Genomic DNA, 23,148 nt, shown 5'->3' with positions numbered 1-23,148 from the left:
GCTCCAACTTACGGCAACCTCGTCCGCGGGGTGCGGAACGCCGCGAACCCGCTCACCACACGTGCTCGCCGACCTCCTGACGCTGGAGGAGGGCGGCCAGCTCCCGCGCGTCCTCGGCGTCCAGGCCGAGGACGACGCGGGGCCGGCCCCACGGGTGGTCGAGCGAGTGGGCGACGTAGCTGGCGACGGACTCCACGCCGACGTCGGTGCCCCGGCCCCGCCCGGCGCGCCACTGCGCCCAGGCGCGCTCGAGCTCGGCCGCGGCACGCTGGGCGCACGACACCAGTTCCGGATCACGCATGGCTGTCCCCCCGGATCAGATCGTGGCCGGACCGCAAGTCCGGCCACAATTAGCATGACCCTGGCGAGTTAACCGCCGGGCGGGGCGTCACGGAGCGTGTTGACCGACCTTTGACATCCTCTTAGGCAGGACCTGTGCTACGCCGCACGATCAGCTCCGGTGTCACCTCGCGTAGCCGGGCGGCCTTGGCCGGCTCGGAGATGCGATCGCTCAGCAGCGCCGCGGCCGTCCGCCCCATCGCGCGGCGGGGCTGGTCGACCGAGGTCAGGGAGATGTGGTCCGACGCCGCCAGGTGGGTGTTGTCGTAGCCGATCACCGAGAGGTCTTCCGGCACCCGCAGGCCGAGCTCGGCCGCGGCGATCAGCACGCCGAGCGCGACCACGTCGTTGGCGGCGAAGATGGCGGTGGGCCTCGGTTCGCGGGTCAGCAGGGCGAGTGCCGCCGTCCTGCCGCCGTCCTCCGAGGCGTCCGCCGCCTCGACCATGATGTAGGGCGCCAGCGAGTGCCTGCGCATGGCCACGAGGTAGCCCTCGCAGCGGGAGGGGCGCGGGCCCTCGATGTGCGCGATGCGCTTGTGCCCGGCCGCGACCAGGTGGTCGATCGCCAGGCGCGCGCCGTGCTGGTCGTCGTCGACCACGATGTCGACGCCGTCGAGCTCGATGTCACGTTCCCCGACGACCACCGTCGGGGTGTACGAGGTCGCCTCGATCAGGGTTTCGCTGGTGGGCGCGATGCCTAAGAGCACCAGCCCGTCGACCCGGAGTTCCAGGAAGGCCTCCACGGCCTCGTCCTCGAACGCCGGGTCCCACTGGCTGTTGCCGATCAGCATGCGCAACCCGTCGCCGTGCAGGCTCTCCTGCAGGCCGTCGAGGAACTCGGCGTAGAACGGGTTGTGCAGGTCGGCGACGAGTGCGCCGACGAGGTGCGTGCGGCCTTCCACGAGGCTGCGCGCGACGGCGTTCGGCCGGTAGCCGAGTTCACGGGCCGCCTGCAGCACGGCCTGGCGCCGGTGCTCGCTCACGTGCGGGGATCCGCGCAGCACGAGTGAGACCAGCGATTTCGAGACGCCGGCTCGCTCGGCGACGTTGCGGATGGTGGGCCTTGGTCGAGGCAGCGCGTCTACCTCTCTCAGCTCGGTGATGGTCGATGACTTCACTGGCGGTCCTGGCATGTGTCTCCCCCGCGATGCGGATGTTGGGGCACCTGTACCACCAAACGATCGAGTTCGCCGCAGGGTACGGCCTGGGTTCCGGAAGCCCGTCATTGCCCGGATGTCCGCAGGTCGGCAAGGGATGAGGCCGGAGCGTTCAGAAGCTCGACGGCGTGCGACGACTGCGTTTCGACCGCGCGACGCTCAGTCGCGCATGGGTCCGCGCGCCTCGGCGGGCGGCGCGGGCGGCGTGGGCGGCGTGGGAAGGAAACCGGGGAAGGATGGCGCCGGGCGGGCGGCGCCAACTCCCCTGGATGACGTCCGAGTCGTCACTGGGGTGGACCGGGCCACGCCGACCTGGCCCACCGTGAGAACCCCCCTGAGGTTGGTGACGACCCTGGTCTCACTCCGAGCGCTGCTGCGGAATCCCCGCCAGCAGTGCGCGAACCTCGGTCTCCCGGTAGCGCCGGTGACCGCCGAGGGTGCGGATCGACGTCAACTTGCCCGCCTTGGCCCACCGGGTGACGGTCTTGGGGTCGACCCGGAACATGGTGGCGACCTCGGCGGGCGTGAGCAGCGGCTCGGCCTCGGGTGTACGAGCTGACATTTGTGCGGCCTCTCCTCCGTGTGGACCGGCTTCGCGATCCTGCGACTGCCTTTGCGCGTGTCACGGATGTCCCTCTATGACCCAGAGCGTGCGGCTTTTCTGGGCCATATACGGCATCACCCGATGTGACCATACCGCCACGCAGAGCGATTGGCGAGCCCTTCTTTGACCCAACTGCCCGCCCCTGCGGCGATGTCACGCTCGGTGATTCTAGCGACACGTTTCGTGGTATCGCAGTGAAAACGGCAAACTACTCAGTTCGCAGAAGTGAGCAGCCGCGACTCATGACCTACTCATGCAGGTCAGACGGTCGTATTGGGGTTCAGTTGGAAGATTCCAGGAGTTGCATTGACTTCCAGCGAAGGATGACCCTCTGGTACATGGCATAGGCAAGCTCTTCTTGACCCGTGTCCAGCCCCGTCAGGGCCGCGGAAAGCTCCGCCACCGACTGGTCGGCCTGCAGCGCCTCGTCGTTCATCAGGTGCACCAGGCCGCCGTAGTCGAGCTCCACCAGCGAGTGGGGGTGGAACTCCTCCAGCCACCGCGCCACGTCCTCCACGTCGAAGTTGGGCGCGGTGTCGCCGAGGTTGCGCCGCAGCACCTGCAGCGCCCGCGCGGCCCGCCTCCTGGCCTGGGCCATGGACGTGACGTAGATGAGGTTGCGCCCGGTGGCGGTCGTCACGTCCTGTCCGGGCACGGAGGCGCCGAGCACCAGCCAGCGCTCGTTGCCGTCGAACGGCACGAACCACGAGGGTGGCACGTGCCAGGCCGTGGTGCGGATGTGGGTGCGCAGCGCGTCCGAACCGGCGCCGCGCTTGTAGCGGTCGAAGTCGTCGGCCGTCTGCTCGGCGATGGCATTCGGGACGAACCGGTCCATCAGCTTCACAGGGACGCTTCCCCGCAGCCTTGAGAAGGCCAGCCACGAGCGCAACCGGGTCTGCCAGGGGCAGACGTACAGACGGTCCTCGACACGCCGCAGGTAGGCGTTGGGGCTCTCCTGCGCGGGTACGACTTGAGGAGGCATGCCAAGCAGGCGCCTGACCGACTCCCCGTGCTCGGCTTGGAGCGCGTTGGCCCGGCGCGGACGGTCGCGAGAATCGGCATAGTCGGCCCAGACCTTGCGCTCGGATTCGGAGAACGCGGTCAGCGGCTCATAGACGCGGAGGTAGGCGGCATAGGGCAGCACGGAGGCATCGTGTCATGAAGCCAACCCGCCGTGCATCGTCGTGCCGACTACGCTTGAGTGATCTCCGCCGCGAAGGGGCGGCGGACCGGACAGGGAGTCACTACCGTGACCGACGTCTTCGGTGCGTCCCACAAGGACGTTCACGAGCAGGTCGTCTTCTGCGCCGACGAGCAGAGCGGCCTTCGCGCCATCATCGCCATCCACAACACCGCACTCGGCCCCGCTCTCGGGGGCACCAGGTTCTACCCGTACGAGAGCGAGCAGGCCGCCCTGGCCGACGTGCTCAACCTCGCCAAGGGCATGGCCTACAAGAACGCGCTGGCCGGCCTCGACCTCGGCGGCGGCAAGGCCGTCATCATCGGCGATCCCGCCCGCGACAAGAGCGAGCCGCTGCTGCGCGCGTACGGGCGCTTCGTCGAGTCGCTCGGCGGCCGCTACATCACGGCCTGCGACGTCGGCACCTACAGCGAGGACATGGACCTCATCGCCCGCGAGTCCCGCTTCGTCGTGGGCCGCACCGTCGCCCACGGCGGCGCCGGCGACTCCTCCATCCTGACGGCGTTCGGCGTCTTCCAGGGCATGCGCGCCTCGGCCGAGCGGGTGTTCGGCGCCCCGACGCTGCGCGGCAGGCGGGTCGGCGTCGAGGGCGTCGGCAAGGTCGGCCACCGCCTGGTCAGCCTGCTCCGCGACGACGGCGCCGACGTGGTGATCTGCGACGTCAGCGAGCGGGCGATCGACCGCGTCAAGCGGCTCCACCCCGAGGTCGACGTGGTCGCCGACGCGCGGGAGCTGACCGCGGCGGACATCGACGTGTTCGCGCCGTGCGCGCTGGGCGGCGCGCTCGACGACGCCACGGTGTCCACGCTGCGCGCCAAGGTCGTCTGCGGCGCGGCCAACAACCAGCTCGCCCACTCCGGCGTGGAGAAGCAGCTCGACGAGCGCGGCATCCTCTACGCGCCCGACTACGTCGTCAACTCCGGCGGCGTGATCCAGGTGTCCGACGAGATCGGCGGCTTCGACATGGAGCGCGCCCGCGCCAAGGCGATGGGGATCTACGACACGACCCTGAAGATCTTCGCGATCGCGTCGGAGGAAGGCGTACCCCCGGCGGTGGCAGCGGATAGGCTGGCAGAGCGCAGAATGTCGGAAGTCGGGCGGATTAGGGGCATTTGGCTAGGGCGCTGACGCCCCGCGCTCATACGACGTACCGAGCTGGGCACAAAACAGGTACGGTAATAGGCGAACGATAGGCTGACGCCCGATGCAAGGGCGGCGTCAGCGTGTGGTGCGTTAGCGACGAGGGGTCGGGAGACGACCCCACACGAGGGGGTCGAGCCAATGGGGCGCGGCCGAGCAAAGGCCAAGCAGGTCAAGGTTGCTCGCCAGCTGAAGTACAACAGCGGTGGCACGGATCTCGACCGACTTCGCGACGAACTCGGGGTCGGAGACTCCAGCAACGACGACGCCGACGACCTCAACGACGAGCTGGCGGATCGCTATGCCGATTACGCCGACGACTACGGAGACGACGACGGCGGACGATCGTCCGGCCGCCGCTAGCCGTTCTCACTCTTCCCGTTGACCGTGGCGAGTGCCCGGCATCCGCCGGGCGCCCAGCCCGAAGCGCGCAAGCCCCACGGGCCACCCGTGGGGCTTCGTCACGCTCGCGTCGTGCCGGGTGAGAGGTGTACGTGTCCGGCGACACGGGATGGCCGGGCGCGATCAACCGGTAGCGCCCGGCACACCGGAAGCTGTTCAGCGGTAGCGGGCGCGGCCCTCGCCGGGCACGACCTCGCCCAGCACCCACGCGGGCAGCCCGCGCCCTTCCAGCAGGCGGACCGCCTCGTCGGCGACCTCCGCCGGAACGATCGCCGCCATCCCGACGCCCAGGTTGAACGTACGGTCGAGGTCGGCCTGCGCGATGCGGCCGTGGCCCGCCAGCACCTGGAAGATCGCCGGAGGAGTCCACGACGAGCGGTCGAGCACCGCGTCCAGATGGCCGGGCAGCGAGCGGGACACGTTGCCCTCCAGCCCGCCGCCGGTGATGTGCGCGTAGGCGTGCACCTCGACCGTGCGGGCCAGCTCCAGGCAGTCGAGCGAGTAGATGCGCGTCGGCTCCAGGAGCTCCTCGCCCAGCGGCCGGCCCAGCTCGGGCAGCTCCGCGTCGAGGGAGAGGTCGGCCAGCCTGAGCACGTGGCGCACCAGCGAGTAGCCGTTGGAGTGGACGCCCGACGACGCCAGCCCCAGCACCACGTCGCCCTCGCGGACCCGGTCGGGACCGAGCATCGCGTCGGCCTCGACGACGCCCGTGCCGGCGCCCGCCAGGTCGTACTCGTCGGGCCCCATCGCGCCGGGGTGCTCGGCCGTCTCGCCGCCCACCAGCGCCGCGCCCGCCAGCCGGCAGCCCTCGGCCACCCCGCCGACGATCTCCGCGACCCGCTCGGGCACGACCTTGCCGCAGGCGATGTAGTCGGTCATGAACAGCGGCTCGGCCCCGCACACCACCAGGTCGTCGAGGACCATGCCGACCAGGTCGACGCCGATCGTGTCGTGCTTGCCGTAGCGCTGCGCGATCATGACCTTGGTGCCGACCCCGTCGGTCGACGTGGCCAGCAGCGGACGCCGGTAACGCAGCAGCGCCGACGCGTCGAACAGCCCGGCGAAGCCGCTGGCGTCGTCGACCACCTCCGGGCGGCGCGAGCGGGCCACCTTGTCCTTCATCAGCGCGACCGCGCGCTCGCCCGCCTCGATGTCGACGCCCGCGGCCTCGTAGGTGGTCACGCCTTGCTCTCCAGGACGAACTTGCCGACGTTGTCTTCGTCGATCGGGATCGGGTAGGAGCCGTCGAAGCAGGCCCGGCAGAGCCGCTCGGCGGGGATCGTGGTGGCCTTGGTGAGCCCTTCGAGCGAGATGTAGCCGAGCGAGTCGGCGCCGAGCGAGGCCCGGATCTCCTCCACCGACAGCGAGCCGGCGATCAGCTCGGCGCGGGTGGCGAAGTCGATGCCGTAGAAGCACGGCCACGCGACCGGCGGCGACGAGATCCGTACGTGCACCTCGCTCGCGCCGGCCTCCCGCAGCATCTTCACGATGGCCCGCTGGGTGTTGCCGCGCACGATCGAGTCGTCGACCACGACCAGGCGCTTGCCCTCGACGACCTCGCGCAGCGGGTTGAGCTTGAGCCGGATGCCGCGCTGGCGGATCGTCTGCGACGGCTGGATGAACGTGCGGCCGACGTAGGAGTTCTTCACCAGGCCCTGGCCGTAGGGGATGCCGCTCTCCTGGGCGTAGCCCACGGCGGCGGGGGTGCCGGACTCGGGCGTCGGGATCACCAGGTCGGCCTCGACCGGATGCTCGCGGGCCAGCACCCGGCCCACCTCGACCCGGGTGACCTGCACGCCGCGCCCGGCGATGGTCGTGTCGGGGCGGGCGAGGTAGACGTACTCGAACAGGCAGCCCTTGGGCTCCGCCAGCGCGAACCTGCGCGAGCGGACGCCGCGCTCGTCGATCGTGAGCAGCTCGCCCGGCTCGATCTCGCGGACGAACGTGGCGCCGACGATGTCGAGCGCCGCCGTCTCCGACGCCACCGCCCAGCCGCGCTCCAGCCTGCCGAGCACGAGCGGGCGGATGCCCTGCGGGTCGCGCGCGGCGTAGAGCGTCGTCTCGTCCATGAACACCAGTGAGTACGCGCCCTTGACCTGCGGCAGCAGCTCGGCGGCGGCGTCCTCGACGGACCGGCTGCGGTCCTGCGCGAGGAGCGTGGTGAGCACGTCGGTGTCGGTGGTCGCCCGGGTCGTGCCCGGCTCCAGACGCTCGGCCAGCGCCGGGGTGTTGATCAGGTTGCCGTTGTGGGCCAGCGCGAGCCCGCCCACGTCGGTCGAGCTCAGCGTGGGCTGAGCGTTCTCCCACACGCTGGAACCGGTCGTGGAGTAGCGGCAGTGGCCGATGGCCAGGTGGCCGCGGAGGGTGCCGAGCACGGACTCGTCGAAGACCTGGGCCACCAGGCCCATGTCCTTGTAGACGAGGATGCGGCTGCCCTCGCTGACCGCGATGCCCGCGGACTCCTGGCCGCGGTGCTGCAACGCGTACAGCCCGTAGTAGGTGAGTTTGGACACTTCCTCGCCTGGCGCCCAGACGCCGAACACGCCGCAGGCGTCTTTCGGCGCGCGGTCGTCGGGGTCCAGGTCATGGCCGAGCCGGCCGTCGCCCTTCAGCACGTAGTTCAGTCTAGGTCGGCCGGCTTCGTGCTCGCGCACCCGGGGTACGTCCTCGCCGGACCGTGCCCGTTTGTACGGAAGATGACCGGGGGGTTACCCGTGTCGTCAGGTTTCAAGTGCCGCTCCTGCGAAAAGGTGAAGTATCCGGCATGCAGACCCCGTCGGGAGAGCGGAACGTGACCACACCTGGCGACCCGAACGACCACCCCGAACCGGACCGCCCCTGGTGGGCCGAAGGCGCCCCGGATGACCCCGCGGACGAGCGTCCTCAGGGGGCCGCCGGCGATGACGGCGGCCGGACGGAGGAGCCCGGTGAGGGTGAGGAACCTCTCGCTCCTAAGCCTCCCGTCGTGCCCGAACCCGACCGGCCCTCCCGCCCCGAACCGGGTCCCATAGAACCTGAACCCTCGCCCGGTCCGGGTCCCGTGGAACCTGAACCCTCGCCCGGTCCGGGTCCCGTGGAACCTGAACCCTCTCCGGGCCCCGTTCCTGGGGAACCATCTCCGGGGCCGGCGCCCGGGGGAGGGCCTGGGGAGCCGCGGCATCCGGACCTGCCCGAATCACCGGAGACGCCGCCACCCGCCCAGGTGCCCGACGAGAGTGACGCCGAGCGGACGGCGGTGTTCGAGGTCCCGCCCCGGGACGACGACAAGGGCCGCGCCTATCCCACCCCCGGCGGCACTCCGCCGTACCCCGGCTGGGAGGGCACCTCCGAGGACCGGCCCACCACCCCCGGTGCCCGGCCCCCGTCCCGCTACGAGGAGCCCGAGGGCCGCACCCCGTCCCGCTTCGAGGAGCCCTCCACGGGTGAGCCCCTGCCGTTCGCCGAACCTCCGTACGAGAGCGGTCCCGACGTCCCCCGTCCCGGCCGGCCGGAAGGAGACGAGCCTCAAGGCGCGCGTCCGGGTCGTTCGGAAGGCGAGTCCTACGGCGCGCACCGTCAGCAGCCCAGCAGCGGTCCGCAGGCCTACGGCGCCCACCGTGTCCCGCCGCCCGATGACACTCCCAGGTACGGCGAGGACTGGCCCGAGGGCGAAGCCGGTGCAGCTCCCGGACAGCGCCCCGCCACCGGCGAGGGGCCGGGCCCACGCGGGACCGAGCAACCGCCGTACTGGGCGCACGGCGAAGGCCGCGGGGCCTTCGCCGACAGCGGAAAGCATCCCGAGAGCGGAGAACCCACCGGCGACCGTCCGCCCTCCGAGGGCCGACCCACCGCCCCCGGAGCCACCCCACCACACGAAGGAACTGCAGAAGGAGCCCCCGAGCCGCCCGGCGGGCCGGAGCGCGGAGCGCCGCCTCACGGGGGGCCGGAGGGCACGGAGCCGCCTTATGGCAGGCCGGAGGGTGGGGAGTCGCCCTACGGGAGACCTGAGGGTGGGGCGTCGCCTTATGGAGGGCCGGCGTCGCCGTATGGGGGGCCGTCGCCGTACGGGGGAGCCGGGGGTGGGCCGTACGGGGAGCAGCGGCCTGTGCCGGGGACGTCGCCGTCGAGTCCGTACGGGGGGCCGCCGGGTGGGGGACCGGGGTACGGCGAGTGGCAGGCCGCGCAGCCGGGGAGCGGGCTGGCGACCGCGTCGCTGGTGCTCGGGGTGGCGAGCCCGTTCCTGGTGTTCGTGTGCTTCATCGGCCTGCTCACGGCGATCCTGTCGATCGTGTTCGGCATCGTGGCGCTGGTCCGGCGGGTGGGCAAGGGCAGGGCGATCACCGGGATCGCCTTCAGCGTGCTGGCGTTGGTGGTGTTCGGCGCGGTGTCCCTCTGGTTCTGGGACATCGTGCAGGATTGCGGCCGGTTGCCCCAGGGCCTCGCGGACCGGTGCTTCGAGGAGCGGATCCCGTGGATGCGGGGCCCGCGCTAGACCGGCAGGTGGGCTGACAGGTCGGCGCGGGCGCCGCTGGCCGAGACGGTGCCGGCGGCCACCGCTTCCGCCCAGGTGAGGCGGCCGGTGGCCAGCTCGATCCAGGTGCGCGGGTCGGTCTCGACGACGTTGGGCGGGGTGCCGCGGGTGTGGCGGGGGCCGGCGATCGCCTGGACGGCAGCGTACGGGGGGACGCGGACCTCGACGGTGCGGCCGGGCGCGGCGGTGACGAGCCGGTCGAGCAGGTGACGCACGACCAGGCGGGCCGCTGAGCGCTCGGGCTGGAGGCCGCGGTCGTAGGCGGCGAGCACGGCGGCGACGAGCGCCCCCGTGAGGGCGTCGGCGGGCCCGTCGTAGGGCGGCCGGTCGAGCGCGACGAGCTGGTCGTCGAGGGCGGATCTCAGCTTCTCGGGGTCGATTCTGCGTGGTGGCACCGCCCCATTGTCCTCTGACGGGCGACGGTAAAGCGTTCATCGAGGCGGTGGCGTTCGTTCATCTCGGGTTGGTGCGGTGACCGTAACGTCCCGGCGGGAGAACCGTGCAACCTTGGAGGACCCTGTGGCGAACCTGTCGCCGCGCCGGCTGCTGCCGCTGCTTTCCACCCCGCACAAGGGTGGCCGATCCGCGATGACCTGTCAGTTCCGATGCGGCAACCAGTGCGCGCACGACGTGGCCAACACCAGCGGCAACCCGTACTTCGGCGAGGTGGCCGAGCAGGCGCTGTCCCGCCGGGGCGTGCTGCGCGCCGGTGCGCTGGGCGCGCTGGTGGCCGGCGCCGGCGTGACGATGGGGGCGGCCCCGGCGATGGCCGACCCGGGCAGGTCCGGCCCCCCGCGTGGCAAGGGCGGGCTCGGCTTCGAGCCGGTGGCGCCCAACAAGGCTGACGCGCTGACCGTGCCCAAGGGGTACAGGTCGTCGGCGGTGGTGCGCTGGGGTGACCCGGTGCTGCCGGGCGCGCCCGCGTTCGACTTCGACAACCAGACGGCCGAGGCGCAGGCCATGCAGTTCGGCTACAACTGTGACTACGTCACGCTCTTCGAGATGAACCGCAACCGCGGGCTGCTGTGGGTGAACCACGAGTACACCGACGAGAACCTGATGTTCCGCGGTTACACCGACGGGACGGCGGCCACCGAGGAGCAGATCAGGATCGCGATGGCGGCCCACGGCGGCTCGGTCGTCGAGGTGGAGCGGGTCCGCAACACGGGCGAGTGGAAGCTCGTCACCAACGGGCGCCGCCGCTACAACCGGCGGATCACGGTGTCGACGCCGATGCGGTTCTCCGGTCCGGCCGCCGGCAGCGACCTGCTGAAGACGGCCGCCGACCCCAAGGGCGTCAAGCCGGTCGGCATGCTCAACAACTGCGCCGGCGGCACCACCCCGTGGGGCACGGTGCTGACCGCCGAGGAGAACTTCAACCAGTACTTCGTCAACGGTGACAAGGTCCCCGAGGCGCAGAAGCCGTACATCACCCGCTACAGCATCCCGTCGGGCACCGCGGGCCGCCGGTTCGACCGGATCGAGGAGCGGTTCGACCTGGAGAAGCACCCGAACGAGGTCAACCGGTTCGGCTGGATCGTGGAGATCGACCCGTTCGACCCGGACTCGACCCCGATCAAGCGGACCGCGCTGGGCCGCTTCGCCCACGAGGCCGCGACGACGACGATCTCCCGTGACGGCCGCCTGGTCGCCTACATGGGCGACGACTCGCGCTTCGAGTACGTCTACAAGTTCGTCTCCAAGCGCCGCTACATCAAGGGCCACGACCGGCACAACCGCACCCTGCTGGACGAGGGCACGCTGTACGTCGCCAGGTTCACCGGCGACAGCCCGAAGGAGGAGCTCGACGGCTCGGGCAAGCTGCCGTCGGACGGCGCCTTCGACGGCTCGGGCGAGTGGATCCCGCTGGTGAGCGGCGACAGGTCGTTCGTCGAGGGCATGACCGCCGCGGAGGTGCTGGTCTACACCCGCGCCGCCGCCGACAAGGTGTCGGCCACCAAGATGGACCGCCCCGAGGACATGGAGCGCAACCCCGTCACCGGCGGCGTCTACATCGCGCTGACCAACAACTCCAACCGCACCCCGGCCCAGGTGGACGAGGCCAACCCGCGGGCCGCCAACAAGCACGGCCACGTGGTGGAGCTGATCGAGCAGCGCGACGACGCGGCGGCCAAGAAGTTCTCCTGGTCGGTCCCGCTGGTCTGCGGCGACCCGGACGACCCCTCGACCTACTTCGCCGGGTTCGACAAGACCAAGGTGTCGCCGATCTCCTGCCCGGACAACCTGGCCTTCGACCCCGACGGCAACCTGTGGATCTCCACTGACGGCAACGCCCTCGGCACCAACGACGGCCTGTTCGTGATGCCGGTCAAGGGCAAGGAGCGCGGTTACGTACGCCAGTTCCTCACCGTGCCGGTCGCCGCGGAGACCTGCGGCCCGCTGATCAGCGACGACCAGCTCAGCGTGTGGGTCGCGGTGCAGCACCCCGGCGAGGCTGACGGCGCGACGCCCGACCGGCCCGCCAGCCGCTGGCCCGACGGCGAGGGCAGCCAGCCGCGGCCGTCGGTGGCCGTGGTCTGGCACGAGCGCGGCAAGAAGATCGGCGCTTGACCTAAAGAGAGGTTCAGGTTTTAGCCTCCATGCCATGAGCATGGAAGTGACTGCCTGGCATCAGCTGTATTCACTCAACAACGAACCGGAGCGTCGCCAGATCTCGAAGGCGACGCTCCGCCGTGTGTGGGGGTTCGCCCGTCCGCACCGCCGGAAACTGACGCTGTTCCTGGGCCTGAGCGTGGTGATGGCGGCGCTGGCGGTGGCCCCGCCGGTGCTGGCCGGCCGGGTGCTCGACGCGATCGGCGCGGGCGAGCCGGTGGGCGTGGTGGTCGGCCTGGCGGGCCTGATCGCCGGTCTGGCCCTGGCCGAGGCGGGGCTGGGGCTGGTGGCCCGCTGGCTGTCGGCCGGCCTCGGCGAGGGCCTGATCCTGGACCTGCGCACGGCGGTCTTCGACCACGTGCAGCGCATGCCCGTCGCGTTCTTCACCAGGACGCGTACGGGCGCGCTGGTGAGCAGGCTGAACAACGACGTGATCGGGGCGCAGCGGGCGTTCACCGACACGCTCTCCGGCGTCGTGGGCAACGTGGTGACGCTGGTGCTGGCGATCACCGTCATGATCTCGCTGTCGTGGCAGATCACGCTGCTGGCGCTGCTGCTGCTCCCGGTGTTCGTGCTGCCCGCCCGCCGGATGGGCACCAGGATCGCCCGGCTGCGGCGCGAGGCCGCCGACCACAACGCGGCCATGGGATCCCAGATGACCGAGCGGTTCTCGGCGCCGGGGGCGACGCTGGTGAAGCTGTTCGGCCGGCCTGTCAGGGAGTCGGCCGAGTTCGCGGCGCGGGCCGGGCGGGTGCGCGACATCGGGGTGCGCACGGCCATGACCCAGTCGGCGTTCATCACCGCGCTGACGCTGGTCTCGTCGCTGGCCCTGGCGCTGGTCTACGGGCTGGGCGGCTTCTACGCGCTGGCCGGGCGGCTGGACGCGGGCTCGGTGGTGGCGCTGGCACTGCTGATCACCCGGCTCTACTCGCCGCTGACCGCCCTGGCCAGCGCCCGGGTGGACGTGATGAGCGCGCTGGTCAGCTTCGAGCGCGTCTTCGAGGTGCTCGACCTGGAGCCGCTGATCAAGGAAAAACCGGACGCGCGGGCCGTGCCCGAAGGGCCGGTGTCGATCGAGTTCGACGACGTGCGCTTCGCGTACCCGTCGGCGGACAAGGTGTCGCTCGCCTCGCTGGAGGAGGTGGCCGCGCTCGACACCCGCGGCGGCGTCGAGGTGCTGCACGGCGTCTCCTTCACCGCCGCGCCCGGCCAGACGGTCGCCCTGGTGGGCTCGTCGGGCGCGGGCAAGTCGACGATCGCCCAGCTCATCCCGCGGCTGTACGACGTGGACGCGGGCGCGGTGCGGATCGGCGGCGTGGACGTGCGCGACCTGGCCGCCGACTCCATCAGGGGGACGCTCGGCATGGTCACCCAGGACGGTCACCTGTTCCACGACACGATCAGGAACAACCTGCTGTTCGTCCGGCCGGACGCCGCCGAGGAGGAGCTGTGGGACGCGCTGCGCCGGGCCAGGCTCGGCGACCTGATCGAGTCCCTGCCCGACCGGCTGGACACGGTCGTGGGCGAGCGCGGCTACCGGCTGTCGGGAGGCGAGCGCCAGCGGCTGACGATCGCCCGGCTGCTGCTGGCCGGGTCGCGGGTGGTCATCCTGGACGAGGCCACGGCCGCGCTCGACTCCACCAACGAGGCGGCCGTGCAGGAGGCCCTGGCCGAGGCGCTCGACGGGCGCACCGCGGTGGTGATCGCGCACCGGCTGTCCACGATCCGCGCCGCCGACGTCATCCTGGTCATCGAGGACGGCCGGGTGGCCGAGCGCGGCACGCACGCCGAGCTGCTCGCCGCCGGCGGCCGCTACGAGGAGCTGTACCGCACCCAGTTCGCCGAGCCCGTCGTCGCCGTGTGAGCCCGCGGCTCAGCGGCGGGGGGAGCGGGCCAGGGCGGCCAGGGCGGCGCCGGCCAGGGCGACCGCGAACAGCACCGCGTACGTCCGCTGGAAGCCGGCCATGAGCTGGTCGAGCGCCACCGGTGAGAGCCGCGACAGCGTCCCGGCGTACACCTGGGCCCGGACCTCGGGTCCGACGGCGCTGCCGAGCACGCTCAGCGACAGCCCGACGCTGAGCACCACGCCGACGTTCATCACCATGAGCCGGAACCCGTTCACCACGCCCAGGCTCCCGCTCGGCAGCGCGCCCATCACCTGCGTGGTGTTGCCGGTCAGGAAGGTCCCGCTGCCGCAGCCGGCCACGAACAGCCCGAGCCCGATCACCCAGTACGGGGTGCCAGGGTCGGTCGCCAGCAGGAGCGCGCCGAGCCCGGCGGAGCTCATCAGGGCCCCGCCGATGCTCAGCGCGTACGGCGACACCCTGCGCCCGAGCGCGCCCACGATCGGCGAGGCCAGCCCCATGCCCACCGGCACAGGCAGCACGCTCAGCCCGGCCTCGAAGGGGCCGAGCCCTCGGGCCGCCTGGAAGTAGAGCGCCACCACGAGGATCAGCGAGGCCCTGGCGACCGCGTTGCAGAAGGAGGCCAGGTTCGCGCAAGCCAGCATCCGCCCGCCGAACAGGCGCAGGTCGAGCACCGGGTGGGCGGCCCGCCGCTCCACGATCACGATCAGCGGCACCAGCAACGCGAACACGCCGGCCCCGGCCAGCACCACCGGGCTGGTCAGCCCGCCCGACCCGGCCTCCGACAGGGCCAGCAGCACCGCCGACAGGGCCGCGAACACCAGCGCGTTGCCCAGCGCGTCCACCGGGCGCCGGGGCCCGCGCGGCATCTTGCGCAGCGTGACCGCGCCCCAGACGACCGCGGCCAGCCCGGCGGGCACGTTGACCCAGAAGATCCACTGCCAGCCCGCGGTGGACGCGATCAGCCCGCCCAGCGTGGGCCCGGCGAGCTGGGCCACCGACAGGGTGCCCATGTAGACGCCCATGCCCTGGCTCAGCCGGTCGGGCGGGAAGGCCTCGGTGATGATGACGGTGCCGTTGGCCAGGATCATGGCCGCGCCCACGGCCTGCAGCACCCGCATGGCGACCAGGAACCACACGTCCGGCGAGAACCCGGCCAGCAGCGAGGCCAGGGTGAACAGGGCGAACCCGGCCAGATAGACCTCCCGCCGGCCGAGCAGGTCGGCGACCCGGCCGAAGAACATCAGGCTCGCGGTGTTGGTCAGGAGGAAGGCCAGCAGGATCCACCCCGACTGGAACGGGGTGGCGTGGAAGTGGCGCACGACGGTGGGGAGCGCCACGTTGAGCGTGCTGCCGGCCATGCCGATGAGGATCAGCCCCAGACTGGTGACCGAGCACACACGCCACGCGTAACGTAACCGGGCCTGATCGGGGGAGACGGCGACCATGCCTTCCACTATGACGTACGACGTACGTCTGCGGTCAGCTGGGTGAGGGATATTCTAGAATTCTGTTCACCGAGCGCGTTTGCGCAGTCCCTCCAGGTCGTGGATGACCACCCGGCGCCGCCCGGTCTCGATCAGCCCGCGGTCGCGTAACGTGCGCAGCGCCTTGCTGACCGCCTCCCTGGACGCGCCCGTCCACCCGGCGAGCTCGTCCTGCGACAGCGGCAGCGCCACCCGCACCCCGCTGTTGGTCTTCTCGCCGTAGCGCTCGGCCAGCTCGATCAGCCGGGTCGCCACCCGGCCCGTGGTGTCGAACGCGCCGTACTCGATGCGCTTGCGGTCGGAGTCGCGCAGCCGGTCGGTGACCATCCGCATGAGCAGCACCGCGATCCGCCCGTGCTCCTGGAGGAAGCCGGGGAAGTCGCGGACGACGATGCCGGAGATGGGCTCCAGCGCCGTCACCGTGGCCGAGCGGGGCGAGCCGTCGATGCTCGACATGTCCCCGAGCAGCCCGCCCGCCCCGCGCACGGCCAGCACCACCTCAGTGCCGCCGCTGGTGTGGGAGGACACCTTGACCCGGCCCTCGGTCAGCACGAGCACCCAGTCAGATGTGTCGCCTTCCGACATGACCGTCGCCCCGCGGTCCCACCTGCGCGGCCGTCCGGCCGCGCGCAGGGCCTCGATCTCATCGTCAGTGAGCATGGAGAGGAACTCGCCCGGCTCTGCCTTCATGCGCCCGATTATGTCCGTACGACGAGCGTCGTAGCTATCGCATTGACGTGAGAACGTACGCCTCGACGAGTTCCTGCTTGCCCTTCAGGCTCAGCTTGCCCAGCGGCCGCACGGTCACGCCGTCGCCGAGACCCTTGAGCGTGGCCGAGCCGATCACCACCGTGCCGGGTTCGGCCAGCGACTCCAGCCGGGAGGCGACGTTCACGCAGTCGCCCATCGCGTTGAAACCGCGCAGCTCAGGGCTGCCGATGTTGCCCACCAGCGCCGGCCCGGTGTTGACCCCCACCCGGAACGTCGGCCACGGCTCCTGGCCGGTCCGCCGCCACGCCATCTCCTCGGCCACCTCGGCGGCGGCCCGCTGCATCGCCAGCGCGGCCGCGCAGGCGGCCCTGGCGTGCCCTTCCTGCGTGGCCGGGGCGTTGAACAGGGCCAGCATCGCGTCGCCGACGAACTGCACGATCGTGCCGCCGTTGGAGAGGACGCACGGCACCGCGGCCGTGTGGTAGCGGTTGAGCATCTCCACGATCTCGCCCGGCGCGACCCGTTCGGAGAACGAGGTGAACCCCTTCAGGTCGGCGAAGAGCGCGGTGACCTCCTTGACCTGGCCGCCCAGCTCGGCCTGGGCCGGGTCGGCGAGCAGCGCGTTCGCCACGTCGGGCGACATGTACTGCCGGAAGAGCGTGTGCAGCTCGCTGTAGAGGCGGGCGTTCTCCAGCGAGATGGACAGCTGCCCGGCCAGGGTGGCGGCCAGCGCCTCGTCCTGCTCGGTGCGGCCGATCGGCACCTCCAGCACCCCGGCCAGCCGGTTCTTGACGGTCAGCGGGAAGGCGATGCGGCCGTCCCCCCTGACGGGGACGTCGCCGGGGAACTCGTACGAGCGCGACCCGATCTGCGCCTGACCGTCGGACACCAGCCCGATCCGCACGTCACCGTACGCCTGCCTGACCCGGTCCAGCGCCGCCGCCAGCAACGCCTGCTCCGGCAGGCCGACGCGGGTCTGGGCGCTCACGTCGACGAGCGCGCCCAGCCGCTCGGACAGCTCCCGCTCGTCGGCCAGGGCCCGTCCCGCCCGGTCGAGCACCGCCGCCTGGCCCTCGCTCAGCCGGAACTTGCCCGACAGCCGGGAGGCGGCCAGCGGCTCGCCCCGCCGCACGTGCTCGACCAGCTCCTCCAGCGCGCGGTCGTAGTCGCGCTGGATGCGCCGCACGGTCGCCGAAAGCGCCACCGAGTCGAACAGCCCCGCGCTCGACCCCTCCCGCCTGAACTGCAGGTAGGCGCTGTAGGCGACGAACCCGAAGGCGAACGTCAGCAGGACGTGCCACTCCCACCAGGTCAGGTGCCAGTTGAGCTGCGGCATCCCGGCGATCATGCACTCGGCCAGCAGCGCGTACGCCGTGATCAGGCTGATCAGCATGGCCGACGGCCGCCGCCGGTGGAGCACGAACATCATCACGGCGGCCGCCGTGTAGAGCGCCAGCCCCGGCACCGACAGCCACACCACCCAGACCACCGGGTCCGTGAGCGGCGGCCGGCTGAGCGGCGTCACGTCCGGGACCAGCGAGGCCAGCCCCCACAGCGCCATGAACCCGAAGAGCACGCCGCGGATCACGTGCTGCGCCCTGAACACCTGGCCGGCCGCCCGCTCGCCCAGCGGCAGCGCCGAGGCGAACGCGAACCCGGAGGCGATCGTCAGCCCGACCGTCTGCCCCAGGTCGAAGCCGAGCGACCCGGTGGGCAGGATCACCTTCGGGGTGGCCAGCCCGTGCAGGAAGAAGAAGCCCGCGCTGCTGATGAACACCATGGAGACCAGGAACAAGCGGGCGTCCTGCCGCTTGCGCGAGGCCTCGCTGATGAGCGTGCCGAGCCCGACGTTCAGCCCGGCGACGATCACGATCATCCAGAAATGGCTGGGGTTGTGCTGCCACTCGACGTTCAGGTGCGGCTGCGCGAGCAGCAGCCAGAACCCGAGCAGCGGCAGCGAGAGGTGGATCACCCAGACGACCCCGCGCACCGGCTGGGTGGCGGGAGGAAGGTAAGGCTCGGGCGTCGGCACGCCCTGATTATCCCTGCGAGACCGGGCCTGCCAATGCGTCTTTTTACGCGCATCAACCTTCATGACAGGTCAAGTAACGTCAGAACATATTGTCACGCACTGTTTTGTGATCGACACGTTATGTGAGAGCTGTCATCCATTGGAACGGTTGACGCGTGAGAACCATGAGCAACATCCGTATCTGAGAGGGACCATTCGATGAAGATTCTGCGCGTGGCCGCGGTGGGCGCGCTGGCCGCCTCACTTCTCACCGTGGGGGGCGCCGCCACCGCCTCTTCCGCCACCACCGCCGCCGCGGCCGGCGAGGTCACGGCCTGCGTGCACAAGAAGTCGCGGTACGTCCGGATCATCAACGCGTCCGGCAAGTGCAAGCCGGCCGAGATCCGGATGAAGATCGGCGGTGGCGAGACGGTGACCCAGACCGCGGTCACGTCCGGTCCCAAGGGCGACACCGGGGCGCAGGGCCCCAAGGGTGACACCGGCGCCCAGGGCCCGCGCGGCATGCGCGGCCCCCAGGGCAAGCAGGGCGCCCAGGGCCCGAAGGGCGACGCCGGGCCGCAGGGCCCGAAGGGGGAGCAGGGCGAGCAGGGCCCCAAGGGTGACACCGGGCCGGCGGGTCCCCAGGGCAAGCAGGGCGTCCCGGGCCCGAAGGGCGAGAAGGGCGAGCCGGGCAGGGACGGTAAGGACGGCGGCGGCAGCTTCACGACCTACACCAAGACCCAGCAGTTCTCCCGCAGCGGCGCCAGCGCCAACTGCAACCAGGGTGACCTGGCGACCGGCGGCGGCTTCGCCGTCAGCTCGGGCACGCAGGTCATCGCCAGCGCCCCCACCGGCTCCGGCACCTGGACCGTCACGATCCAGGGCCAGGGCCAGACGAGCGGCACCGTCTACGTGGTGTGCCTGAAGAAGAGCTCCTGACACACCGAAAGGGCCGGTACGGGGCGCGTACCGGCCCTTTCTCGCGTCCGCGTTCAGCCGAAGAGCGCCGGCAGCGTGGCCGCGTGCGTCTCCCGCAGCTCCTCGACCGGCACCTCCAGCACGCCCTCGACCACCAGCGACGTCCCGCCCGTGACGCCCAGCCCGTAGCACGGCACGTCGTGCTCGGCGCAGAGCTTGGCCAGGTCGTCGAACGCCTCCGGCCGCACCGCGACCAGAGCCCTGGCCGCCGACTCGCTGAACAGCTCGGTGAACGGGTCGCCGGTGAGCGTCACCCGGGCGCCCACGCCGCGCGCCATGCAGGACTCCGCCAGCGCGATGGCCAGGCCGCCGTCGGACAGGTCGTGCGACCCCTCCAGCAGGCCCCGCGCGGCCGCCGTCACCAGCACCCGGCCCAGCCCCTGCTCGGCCTCCAGGTCCGCCTCGGGCGGCAGGCCGCCCAGGTGGCCGTGCTCGACGTGCGCCCACTCCGAGCCGCCGAACTCGGCCCGCGTCTCACCCAGCAGCGCCACCCGCAGACCCTCGCCGGTGAACCCGGTCGGCACCCGCCTGGCCACGTCGTTGATCACACCGAGCACGCCGACCACCGGGGTCGGGTTGATCGCCGTCGACCCGGTCTGGTTGTAGAAGGACACGTTGCCGCCGGTCACCGGCACGCCCAGGATCCGGCAGGCGTCGGCCAGGCCGCGCACCGCCTCGGCGAACTGCCACATCACCTCGGGGTCCTCCGGCGAGCCGAAGTTGAGGCAGTTGGTGACGGCCAGCGGCCTGGCGCCGGTGACGGCCACGTTGCGGTACGCCTCGGCCAGCGCGAGCTGCGCCCCCGCGTACGGGTCGAGCTTGGCGTAACGGCCGTTGCCGTCGGTCGACAGCGCGATGCCGCGGGTGGTCGGCTCGGCCCCCTCGATGTCCTCCGCCACACGCAGCATCCCCGCGTCGGCGGGCTGGGCGAGGACCGTGTTGGAGCGTACGTACCGGTCGTACTGGCCGGTCACCCACTCCTTCGACGCCAGGTTGGGCGAGCCGAGCAGCCGCAGCAGCGTCGCGCGCAGGTCGGACGGGCGCTCCAGCCGGTCGGGGGTGTCGGCGTTCAGCGCCGCCTGCCCCGACGGCTCATGGTAGGGGCGCTCGTAGACCGGGCCGTCGTCGGCCGCGGTGCCCGGCGGGATGTCGACGATGACCTCGCCGTTCCAGGTCATCACCAGCCGGCCGGTGTCGGTCACCTCGCCGATCACGGTGGCGGGGACGTCCCACTTCTCGCAGATCGCCATGAACGCCGGGATGTCGGAGGGCCGGACGACGGCCATCATCCGCTCCTGAGACTCGCTCATCAGGATCTCCTCCGGGCGCAGGGAGGGATCGCGGAGCGGGACCAGGTTGAGGTCGACGTCCATGCCGCCGGTGCCCTTGGCGGCCAGCTCCGTGGTCGCGCAGGACACGCCGGCCGCGCCGAGGTCCTGGATGCCGACGACCACGTCGGCCGCGTACAGCTCCAGGCAGCACTCGATGAGCAGCTTCTCCATGAACGGGTCGCCCACCTGGACGGCGGGCCGCTTGGCCGCGGACTCGTCCTCGAACGTCGCGCTGGCCAGCACGCTCGCGCCGCCGATGCCGTCGGGGCCCGTCGAGGCGCCGAACAGCACCACCTTGTTGCCCGGCCCCGGCGCGGTCGCCAGCTTGATCTGGTCCTTGCGCAGCAGGCCCACGCAGAGCGCGTTGACCAGCGGGTTGCCGATGTAGCACGGGTCGAAGACGACCTCGCCGCCGATGTTGGGCAGGCCGAGGCAGTTGCCGTAGTGGCTGATGCCCTCCACCACGCCGGGCAGCACCCGGCGGGTGTCGGCCTGGTCGGCGCCGCCGAACCGCAGGGAGTCCATCACCGCGATCGGGCGCGCGCCCATCGACATGATGTCGCGGACGATCCCGCCGACGCCGGTGGCCGCACCCTGGTGCGGCTCGACGTACGAGGGATGGTTGTGCGACTCGATCTTGAACGTGGCGGCCCAGCCGTCGCCGATGTCGACCACGCCCGCGTTCTCGCCCATGCCCACCAGCAGGGCGTCGGAATGCGGGGCCTTGGTGGCGAACTGCTTGAGATGCACCTTCGACGACTTGTACGAGCAGTGCTCGGACCACATGACGCTGTAGATGGCCAGCTCGGAGCCGGTCGGGCGGCGGCCCAGGATCTCGCGGACCCGGTCGTACTCGTCCTGCTTCATGCCCAGCTCGGCGAAGGGCATCGGCTCGTCGGGGGTGACCTCCGCACGCTTGACGGAGTCGGTGCTCATGCGTCCACCAGCTTCTTGAGAATGGAGGTGAAGAAGCCGAGGCCGTCGGTGCCCGGCGCGCCGACCAGCTCCTCGACCGCGTGCTCGGGATGCGGCATCAGGCCGACGACGTTGCCCGCCTCGTTGCGCACCCCGGCGATGTCGTTGAGCGAGCCGTTGGGGTTGCCGCCCACGTAACGGACCACGACCCGCCCGGTGGCCTCCAGCTCGGCCAGCGTCTCCGGGTCGGCCACGTAACGGCCCTCGCCGTGCTTGACCGGCAGCGTGATCTCCTGACCGGCCGCGTACGCGTTCGTCCACGCCGTGTCGGCCGTCTCGATCCGCACCCGCTGGTCGCGGCAGACATAGTGGAGCGAGGCGTTACGCGTCAGCGCGCCCGGCAGCAGATGGGCCTCGCACAGGATCTGGAACCCGTTGCAGGTGCCCAGCACCGGCAGCCCCGCCCGCGCGGCGGACACGATCTCCTCCATCAGCGGCGCGAACCGGGAGATGGCCCCGCACCGGAGATAGTCGCCATAGGAGAACCCGCCCGGCAGGAAGACCGCGTCGACCCCCTTGAGATCCCGGTCGGCGTGCCACAGCGGCACCGGCTCCCCGCCCACGAGGCGCACGGCCTTGGCGGCATCCTGGTCGTCGAGTGTGCCTGGAAACGTCACTACGCCCACGCGGGCAGCGCTCATGACTGTCGTCCCCTCCGAGGAGTTGCGCAGCCGCCATCTCCGTGGCAGGCGGCGGTCACCTCAGGCTATCTGGTGCGCCCCGATGCTCCTCATCAACCTCCGCCCTTCGTACGCCCACCCAAGGCCCTCGCTCCGCTCGGACGCCCTTCCAGAGGGCTACCGCCCGACGCCCCACAAGCGGCCATAGGCGTCAGGAGATCCGGGGCCCGGCGTTGAACACTTGGCCGGAGCGAGTGAATGGCTCCCCTTGTCGCGTCGCCGAGTTGGAAGCCGGAAGTCCGGGGCAGGTCCGCAATCGGATCAGGGCCAGTCGCCAATCGCGGTCTGGCCGGGCCTGTCACCGTGACCCGGCTCGGCCGAGTCCTCTGCCGGATCGCCTTCCTCAGGCCGGTCTCTCCGCCACTACCAGGAACAGCAAGGCTGTGGCCAGAAAAGGACGGGAGCTGACGTCCTCGATCCACTCCTCAGCGGCGGCATCGAGATAACCGGCCGCTACGGCCCGCGTCACGTTGCGGCGGAGCCCGAAGAGCTGATCCGCCGTGGTGAAGTCATCAATCACCGGCGCGACCGCCACCACGGACTGCACGTCGAGCCCGGCGTCCCTGCACAGTCGCGGGAGGCTCCGGCCGATCCTCGCATTGCGCACGATCTCCGCGCAGATGAAGCGGCTCAACCCCCGGCTCATGGCCGGTTGGAGTGAGTCGATCAGCAGACCTTCCCAATCCGGTTCTGCCATGACGATGCGTCCACCTGGGCGGGACACGCGGCGGAACTCGGCCAGCACCTGGGAGGGGTCCGCCACGTGCTGGAGCATGCGATCGGTTCGAGCCCGATCGACAGTGCGGTCCTTGAGCGGTAAAGCGTGAGCCTCACCCAGGTGAACCTCGGTACGGGGCAGCTCCACCACGCGGGCACGAGCTTCGGCGACCATCGCCGGGTCCCTGTCGATACCGACGACGGAGCCGGTGGGGGCGACGCCGGCGTTCATCGCCGCGAGGTCGGTCCCCGGCCCGCAGCCGATGTCGACCACGCACTGCCCAGGCTGGAGCTCCAGCAGTTCCAGCACCTGCTGCTTGTAGGCGCGACCGGGTGCGCTGGCCGTCACCTGGTCGAGATAGGCGATCAGGCCGGGGCGGATCTCGTTGTTGGTAGCGATCACACCGACATCTCATCAAACGCTCGT

19 protein-coding genes are annotated in these 23,148 nt (G+C 71.2%); 6 read left to right on the top strand and 13 right to left on the bottom strand.

Annotated features, from left to right (window positions below):
- Positions 1-52 precede the first annotated feature (52 nt).
- The 4 genes from KME79_RS25865 to KME79_RS25850 all read right to left on the bottom strand — a co-directional run bounded on the left by KME79_RS25865 (position 53) and on the right by KME79_RS25850 (position 3,244).
- Complete coding sequence (locus KME79_RS25865; RefSeq protein WP_148035189.1) at positions 53-301, bottom strand: hypothetical protein; 249 nt, start codon at positions 299-301, stop codon at positions 53-55.
- A gap of 121 nt (positions 302-422) precedes the next feature.
- A complete protein-coding gene (locus tag KME79_RS25860) occupies positions 423-1,457 on the bottom strand; it encodes a LacI family DNA-binding transcriptional regulator (protein ID WP_261808923.1) in 1,035 nt (344 codons plus the stop codon).
- 397 nt (positions 1,458-1,854) lie between these two features.
- On the bottom strand, positions 1,855-2,058 hold the full coding sequence (gene bldC, locus KME79_RS25855; RefSeq protein WP_013133571.1) for a developmental transcriptional regulator BldC: 204 nt from the start codon (positions 2,056-2,058) through the stop codon (positions 1,855-1,857).
- A 322-nt stretch (positions 2,059-2,380) separates the two neighbouring features.
- Complete coding sequence (locus KME79_RS25850) at positions 2,381-3,244, bottom strand: DUF8083 family protein (protein WP_148035188.1); 864 nt, start codon at positions 3,242-3,244, stop codon at positions 2,381-2,383.
- Between the two features lie 105 nt (positions 3,245-3,349).
- On the opposite strand from KME79_RS25850, the gene KME79_RS47105 reads away from it, so the two are divergent.
- Both KME79_RS47105 and KME79_RS25840 read left to right on the top strand, forming a co-directional pair.
- Positions 3,350-4,429, top strand: a complete 1,080-nt coding sequence (locus KME79_RS47105; RefSeq protein WP_219546702.1) for a Leu/Phe/Val dehydrogenase — start codon at positions 3,350-3,352, stop codon at positions 4,427-4,429.
- Between the two features lie 153 nt (positions 4,430-4,582).
- Positions 4,583-4,804, top strand: coding sequence for a DUF3073 domain-containing protein (locus tag KME79_RS25840; protein ID WP_148035186.1), 222 nt, complete (start codon positions 4,583-4,585; stop codon positions 4,802-4,804).
- A gap of 195 nt (positions 4,805-4,999) precedes the next feature.
- Here KME79_RS25840 and purM read toward each other — a convergent pair whose 3' ends face one another.
- The gene (purM, locus tag KME79_RS25835; RefSeq protein ID WP_219546701.1) at positions 5,000-6,025 is read right to left on the bottom strand and encodes a phosphoribosylformylglycinamidine cyclo-ligase; all 1,026 of its coding nucleotides are present in this window, start codon (positions 6,023-6,025) and stop codon (positions 5,000-5,002) included.
- Complete coding sequence (gene purF / locus KME79_RS25830) at positions 6,022-7,458, bottom strand: amidophosphoribosyltransferase (RefSeq protein ID WP_219546760.1); 1,437 nt, start codon at positions 7,456-7,458, stop codon at positions 6,022-6,024. Before purF ends, purM begins: the two co-directional genes overlap by 4 nt.
- Positions 7,459-8,045: 587 nt before the next feature.
- On the opposite strand from purF, the gene KME79_RS25825 reads away from it, so the two are divergent.
- Positions 8,046-9,314 (top strand): DUF4190 domain-containing protein, encoded by a 1,269-nt coding sequence (locus KME79_RS25825; protein ID WP_219546700.1) that lies wholly within the window; start codon positions 8,046-8,048, stop codon positions 9,312-9,314.
- Here KME79_RS25825 and KME79_RS25820 read toward each other — a convergent pair.
- Complete coding sequence (locus KME79_RS25820; protein WP_148035182.1) at positions 9,311-9,748, bottom strand: sterol carrier family protein; 438 nt, start codon at positions 9,746-9,748, stop codon at positions 9,311-9,313. The two genes, KME79_RS25825 and KME79_RS25820, sit on opposite strands and share 4 nt — an antisense overlap.
- A 124-nt stretch (positions 9,749-9,872) precedes the next feature.
- Here KME79_RS25820 and KME79_RS25815 point away from each other — a divergent pair, with 124 nt between their 5' ends.
- Both KME79_RS25815 and KME79_RS25810 read left to right on the top strand, forming a co-directional pair.
- Positions 9,873-11,924 (top strand): PhoX family protein, encoded by a 2,052-nt coding sequence (locus KME79_RS25815; protein ID WP_219546759.1) that lies wholly within the window; start codon positions 9,873-9,875, stop codon positions 11,922-11,924.
- A gap of 34 nt (positions 11,925-11,958) precedes the next feature.
- The gene (locus KME79_RS25810; protein WP_219546699.1) at positions 11,959-13,830 is read left to right on the top strand and encodes an ABC transporter ATP-binding protein; all 1,872 of its coding nucleotides are present in this window, start codon (positions 11,959-11,961) and stop codon (positions 13,828-13,830) included.
- A 9-nt stretch (positions 13,831-13,839) separates the two neighbouring features.
- Here the strand turns inward: KME79_RS25810 and KME79_RS25805 are convergent, their stop codons facing one another.
- The 3 genes from KME79_RS25805 to KME79_RS47100 all read right to left on the bottom strand — a co-directional run bounded on the left by KME79_RS25805 (position 13,840) and on the right by KME79_RS47100 (position 18,061).
- Complete coding sequence (locus tag KME79_RS25805; RefSeq protein WP_148035180.1) at positions 13,840-15,279, bottom strand: MFS transporter; 1,440 nt, start codon at positions 15,277-15,279, stop codon at positions 13,840-13,842.
- 66 nt (positions 15,280-15,345) lie between these two features.
- Complete coding sequence (locus tag KME79_RS25800; RefSeq protein WP_148035179.1) at positions 15,346-16,008, bottom strand: Crp/Fnr family transcriptional regulator; 663 nt, start codon at positions 16,006-16,008, stop codon at positions 15,346-15,348.
- A gap of 34 nt (positions 16,009-16,042) precedes the next feature.
- Positions 16,043-18,061, bottom strand: coding sequence for an adenylate/guanylate cyclase domain-containing protein (locus tag KME79_RS47100; RefSeq protein ID WP_308249052.1), 2,019 nt, complete (start codon positions 18,059-18,061; stop codon positions 16,043-16,045).
- A gap of 198 nt (positions 18,062-18,259) precedes the next feature.
- Between KME79_RS47100 and KME79_RS25790 the strand changes: the two genes are divergently transcribed.
- Positions 18,260-18,979, top strand: a complete 720-nt coding sequence (locus tag KME79_RS25790; RefSeq protein ID WP_219546697.1) for a collagen-like protein — start codon at positions 18,260-18,262, stop codon at positions 18,977-18,979.
- Positions 18,980-19,032: 53 nt separating this feature from the next.
- On the opposite strand, the gene purL is transcribed toward KME79_RS25790, so the two are convergent.
- The 3 genes from purL to KME79_RS25775 form a co-directional block, all read right to left on the bottom strand.
- Positions 19,033-21,285 (bottom strand): phosphoribosylformylglycinamidine synthase subunit PurL, encoded by a 2,253-nt coding sequence (purL, locus tag KME79_RS25785; RefSeq protein ID WP_219546696.1) that lies wholly within the window; start codon positions 21,283-21,285, stop codon positions 19,033-19,035.
- The gene (gene purQ, locus KME79_RS25780) at positions 21,282-21,965 is read right to left on the bottom strand and encodes a phosphoribosylformylglycinamidine synthase subunit PurQ (RefSeq protein ID WP_148035175.1); all 684 of its coding nucleotides are present in this window, start codon (positions 21,963-21,965) and stop codon (positions 21,282-21,284) included. Before purQ ends, purL begins: the two co-directional genes overlap by 4 nt.
- Positions 21,966-22,347: 382 nt before the next feature.
- On the bottom strand, positions 22,348-23,124 hold the full coding sequence (locus tag KME79_RS25775) for a methyltransferase domain-containing protein (protein ID WP_219546695.1): 777 nt from the start codon (positions 23,122-23,124) through the stop codon (positions 22,348-22,350).
- Positions 23,125-23,148: the final 24 nt, after the last annotated feature.

It is taken from the genome of Nonomuraea harbinensis, from assembly GCF_019396385.1.
GTDB classification, from domain to species: Bacteria; Actinomycetota; Actinomycetes; order Streptosporangiales; family Streptosporangiaceae; genus Nonomuraea; species Nonomuraea ferruginea.
The sequence above is the reverse complement of the archived record's forward strand: the minus strand, read 5'-3'. Positions and strand labels throughout refer to the sequence as shown.

What these genes read in the sequence shown, in the direction of transcription:
- KME79_RS25805 (WP_148035180.1), bottom strand. Translation starts at nt 15,279, where the DNA reads ATGGTCGCCGTCTCCCCCGATCAGGCCCGGTTACGTTACGCGTGGCGT.
- KME79_RS25800 (WP_148035179.1), bottom strand. Translation starts at nt 16,008, where the DNA reads ATGAAGGCAGAGCCGGGCGAGTTCCTCTCCATGCTCACTGACGATGAG.
- KME79_RS25840 (WP_148035186.1), top strand. Translation starts at nt 4,583, where the DNA reads ATGGGGCGCGGCCGAGCAAAGGCCAAGCAGGTCAAGGTTGCTCGCCAG.
- bldC (WP_013133571.1), bottom strand. Translation starts at nt 2,058, where the DNA reads ATGTCAGCTCGTACACCCGAGGCCGAGCCGCTGCTCACGCCCGCCGAG.
- purL (WP_219546696.1), bottom strand. Translation starts at nt 21,285, where the DNA reads ATGAGCACCGACTCCGTCAAGCGTGCGGAGGTCACCCCCGACGAGCCG.
- KME79_RS25865 (WP_148035189.1), bottom strand. Translation starts at nt 301, where the DNA reads ATGCGTGATCCGGAACTGGTGTCGTGCGCCCAGCGTGCCGCGGCCGAG.
- KME79_RS25790 (WP_219546697.1), top strand. Translation starts at nt 18,260, where the DNA reads ATGAAGATTCTGCGCGTGGCCGCGGTGGGCGCGCTGGCCGCCTCACTT.
- purQ (WP_148035175.1), bottom strand. Translation starts at nt 21,965, where the DNA reads ATGAGCGCTGCCCGCGTGGGCGTAGTGACGTTTCCAGGCACACTCGAC.
- KME79_RS25810 (WP_219546699.1), top strand. Translation starts at nt 11,959, where the DNA reads ATGAGCATGGAAGTGACTGCCTGGCATCAGCTGTATTCACTCAACAAC.